The organism is Natronomonas sp. (assembly GCF_036625485.1).
GTDB lineage: Archaea > Halobacteriota > Halobacteria > Halobacteriales > Haloarculaceae > Natronomonas.
Genome location: NZ_JAZKTR010000173.1, coordinates 1 through 4,634, shown reverse-complemented (window position 1 = coordinate 4,634; position 4,634 = coordinate 1). Strand labels below are relative to the sequence as shown.

Genomic DNA, 4,634 nt, shown 5'->3' with positions numbered 1-4,634 from the left:
GACGACGGCCCGGCCGTGGTTCGGGCCGTCGCGGAACTGGACGCATCGACCGAACCGCTGGCGGCCTACGCCGCGGTGACGGGTCGGACGACCGACGCCGAGGCCGGCGACCACGCCTTCCTGCTCGAAAGCGCCGAGAAGGTGGCCTCCAGCGATCCGGACGGAGCCTTTACGGCCGGCCACGGTGCCGACCGCCACGCCCGGTACTCCTTCGTCGGCTACGACCCCGCGGCCGTGGTGACCGTCGAGGCCGACGAGCCTCCAGCCATCGACGTGGTCGACGAACGGTACGAGGGCCTCTTGACGCCCAACGGCGGCGACACGGTCGACAAGCTTCGGGCGTCGCTGCCCGACCTGCCGCTGCGGAACTTCCCGGAGACCGACCGCCAGCAACTGCAGGGTGGCCTGGTCGGCTTTCTCGCATACGACGCGGTCTACGACCTGTGGCTCGATGAGGTCGGCTTAGAGCATCCCGATTCGCGGTTCCCCGATGCGCAGTTCGTCCTCAACACGAAGACACTGGTCTTCGACGATGCCGCGGGGACGGTATCGCTGGCGTTCACGCCGGTCGTCCGCGAGGAGGACGACCCCGGCGCGATCTACGACGAACTTCAGGACGAGGTCGAACGCGTCGAGGGCTTGTTGGCCGACGCTGACGGCATCGCGACGGGCGGGTTCCAGCAGGTCGACGAACGCGCGGGCCCGCAGGACGACTACGAGAATGCGGTGCGGACCGCCAAAGAGCACGTCCTCGACGGCGACATCTATCAGGGCGTCATCTCCCGCACGCGGGAACTGGACGGCGACATCGACCCGCTCGGACTCTACGAGGCGCTTCGGGAGGTCAACCCCTCTCCGTACATGTACGTCCTCGATTACGACGACCTCACGGTGGTCGGCGCCTCCCCGGAGACGCTGGTGTCGGTCCGCGGCCGTGAGGTGATGAGCAACCCCATCGCGGGCACCTGCCCGCGCGGGAACAGCCCCGTCGAGGACCGACGGCTTGCCGGCGAGATGCTCGCGGACGGCAAGGAGCGGGCCGAACACACGATGCTCGTCGACCTCGCACGCAACGACGTCCGCCGCGTCTGTGCGGCCGGCAGCGTCCGCGTTGAGGAATTCATGAACGTCCTCAAATACAGCCACGTCCAGCACATCGAGTCGACGGTGACCGGGCAGTTGCGCGAGGACCGCGACGCCTTCGACGCGACGCGGGCCTCCTTCCCCGCCGGGACGCTGTCGGGCGCGCCGAAGATTCGCGCGATGGAGATCATCGACGACCTCGAGGAGCGACCACGTGGCCTCTACGGCGGCGGCGTCGGCTACTACTCGTGGACCGGCGACGCCGACTTCGCCATCGTCATCCGGACCGCGACGGTCGAGGACGGCGCGGGCGTCGACGGCACCGACCGCGTGACCGTACAGGCCGGCGCCGGCATCGTCGCGGATTCGGACCCCGAAAGCGAGTTCGAGGAAACGGAAAAGAAGATGGACGGCGTGCTGGCGGCGCTGGACCGCATCCGTGAATCCGCGAGCGCGGATGAGGATGAAATCGGGGAGGTCTCCCGATGACGCGCGTCCTCTTCATCGACAACTTCGACTCCTTCACGTACAACCTCGTGGAGTACGTGAGCCAGCACGAGGGCACTGAAACCGAGGTGCTTCGGAATACGGCCTCCCTCGAAGAGGTTCGGGCCGTCGACCCGGACGCCATCGTCATCTCGCCAGGGCCCGGCCACCCGAAGAACGACCGCGACGTCGGCGTCACGATGGACGTTCTTCGAGAGATCAGCCCCGAGGTGCCGACCCTCGGTGTCTGCCTCGGGCTCGAAGCCGCCGTGTACGAATACGGCGGCTCGGTCGGCCGCGCGCCCGAGCCGATCCACGGCAAGGCGTTCCCGGTCGACCACGACGGTGAGGGCGTCTTCGCGGGCCTCGACGATGGGTTTCAGGGCGGCCGGTATCACTCCCTCATCGCCTTGGAGGTGCCCGACGTCTTCGAGGTGACCGCGACCACCGACCACGAGGGCGAAGCGTTGGTGATGGGTATCCGGCATCGGGAGTATCCGATCGAGGCCGTCCAGTTCCATCCCGAGTCGGTGCTGACCGGCGTGGGCCACGACCTCATCGAGAACTTCTTGGCAGGCGTCGAATAGCTCTTTCCCACAGGCCGGTCCGTGTCCCGGCTGGATTTCACGCGTCGGCGACAGGAGAGGCACTGCGACATTCTAGTAACAGAAACTGGCCGAAAAGAAGATAGACGAATAGCCTCAGAAAAAATATGTGTGTCGAGGTTTTCGGCCACGGGTTCGTTTTCGTGTTGTGACCACACGCCGATGTGCAGGCTGGTCACAAAACCCCACACGAATCGTTGCAACTGTACAATAGCTGATTCTAACCCCCTCTTATTTCCAATGGAAACACCGCTTCTATCCTTCGGTTTCGGGGGCTCCGATTACACTTTCACTACGGTCTGACCAGCCTTATAAGAGTTCCAGCGAACAACACAGGTCGTACGCGCTGGGGCACGCGCATGGCCGTCGTAGCTGGAAACAACTAGTGCCCACAATCGGTATCGGAATATCGACAAGAACCCTTCCGAGATGCCAAGGGTTATTGGGCATCCCACAGTACGCAAACTCCGTCATAGATGACCCGCGCCATCACTTTCGTTAGCCGAGGAATCGTAGGGGAACACGCCGCTCGTGGCCGGAGGGCCGAGTAATGTCCGGGGCCGACCTCTCCGCGGACGAGATTACACTCCCAGTCAAGCGAACCGAGGGTGACACCCTCGAGGATCGCCTCACGGGCAACGCCTATCACAACATCCTCCCGGCCCGCTACCTCCGGAAGGACGCCGACGGCGAACCTATCGAACAGCAGGAAGACCTCTTCGACCGCGTCGCCAAGAACATCGCCCTGGCCGAGGCGGTCTTCGAGGCCGAAAAGCAGGGCGTCGACATCACGGTCACGCCCGACCTGCTGAAGCCCGACCACCCGCGGCGCGACGAACTCGCCGCCGAGGTCTTCGGCAAGGGTGTCACCGCCGAGGACGACGCCGAGACGACACTCTCCATTTATAACGTCAACAAGTTCGCCTACGAGACGCTCGTTCCCGAACTCCCCGACGACATCCGCGAACACGTCAAGGAAACCGCCGACGAGTTCCAGGAGCTGATGGAGCGACTCTCCTTCATGCCGAACTCGCCGACGCTGATGAACGCCGGCGACGAACTCCAGCAGCTGTCGGCGTGTTTCGTCGACTCCCCGAAGGACGACATCGACGACATCCACCAGACGGCAAAGGAGGCCGCACAGGTCTTCCAGTCCGGCGGCGGCATGGGGTATGCGTTCTGGCGGCTTCGCCCCTACGGTGACGCGGTCGGCTCGACCGGCGGCATCGCCTCGGGGCCCATCACGTTCATGCGGACCTACGACCAGATGTGCGAGACCATCGCCCAGGGAGGCGCCCGGCGCGGGGCGCAGATGGGCGTCATGCGGGTCTCTCACCCCGACGTCATCCAGTTCCTCCACGCGAAGAACAAGGACGTCTCGCTGGCGGAGACGCTGCGGCTGAACGACCCCGACGACTTCACCCACAACTCCTTCGCGGAGGCCCTGGAGGAGGCCCGCGAACTCATCGACGACGAGGGACGCGTCCCCAAGCACCTCCGGAACGCCGTCGAGGGCCACCTCTCGAACTTCAACATCTCCGTCGGCATCACCGACGACTTCATGCAGGCCGTCCAGAACGGCGAGGACTTCACCTTCACCAACCCCCGGACCGGCGAAGCCCACATCGCCACCCCGGAGACGAAGGAACTCTACGACATGTTCGACATGGGCGAGTACGTCGAAGTCGGTGAGGAACTCTCGGTGCCCGCCGAGGAACTGTGGGAACACATCGTCGAGGGCGCCCACGAGAACGGTGAACCCGGCGTCATCTACCTCGAACGGGTGAACAAGGAGCACTCCTTCGACGTCGAGGAACACCCCGACCACCGTATCCTCGCGACGAACCCCTGCGGCGAACAGCCCCTCGAGGAGTACGAGGCCTGTAACCTCGGACACATCAACCTCTCGACGCTGGCCGCCGAGGACTCGCCGGACTGGCGGGTCTGGAACGAGCGCCACGGCGACGAGTTCGACTCCGAAGAGGACGCCGTCGCGGCGTTCCTCGAAGAGGCCGTCGACTGGGACGAGTTCGACTGCCGCATCGAGATGGGCACGCGCTTCCTCGAGAACGTCGTCACGATGTCGGACTTCCCGGTCCCGCAGATCGAGGAGAAGGTCCGCGAGATGCGGAAGATCGGCCTCGGCGTGATGGGACTGGCCCAGCTCTACATCCAGCTCGGCATCAAGTACGGCAGCGACGAGGGCAACGAGGTCGCCCGGCAGGTGATGCGGTACATCAACCACGGCTCGAAGCAGGCCTCCCACGAACTGGCCCAGGAGCGCGGCAGTTTCGACGAGTGGGACAAATCGAAGTACGCGAACCCCACCGAGTACCGCGAGTGGTTCGAGAAGCAGACCGGCCTCGACGCCGACGACTGGGCCGAGGGCTTCCCGATTCGGAACCACAACACGACGACCATCGCGCCGACGGGCACCACCTCGATGGTCGGCAACACGAC

General features: G+C 64.9%; 3 protein-coding genes. All 3 read left to right on the top strand.

All coding sequences use genetic code 11. The features are described 5' to 3' along the window. Positions 1-1,572 (top strand): anthranilate synthase component I (trpE, locus tag V5A53_RS13020; protein WP_332314051.1); only part of this gene is annotated, 1,572 nt, incomplete at its 5' end. Then, positions 1,569-2,156 carry an anthranilate synthase component II gene (gene trpG / locus V5A53_RS13015; protein ID WP_332314050.1) on the top strand — a complete coding sequence of 196 codons (588 nt, stop codon included), beginning with the start codon at positions 1,569-1,571 and terminating at the stop codon, positions 2,154-2,156. The genes trpE and trpG, both read left to right, overlap by 4 nt. A 568-nt stretch (positions 2,157-2,724) precedes the next feature. Beyond that, positions 2,725-4,634, top strand: a 1,910-nt coding sequence (locus V5A53_RS13010; RefSeq protein WP_332314049.1) for an adenosylcobalamin-dependent ribonucleoside-diphosphate reductase, incomplete at its 3' end; no start/stop codon positions are given.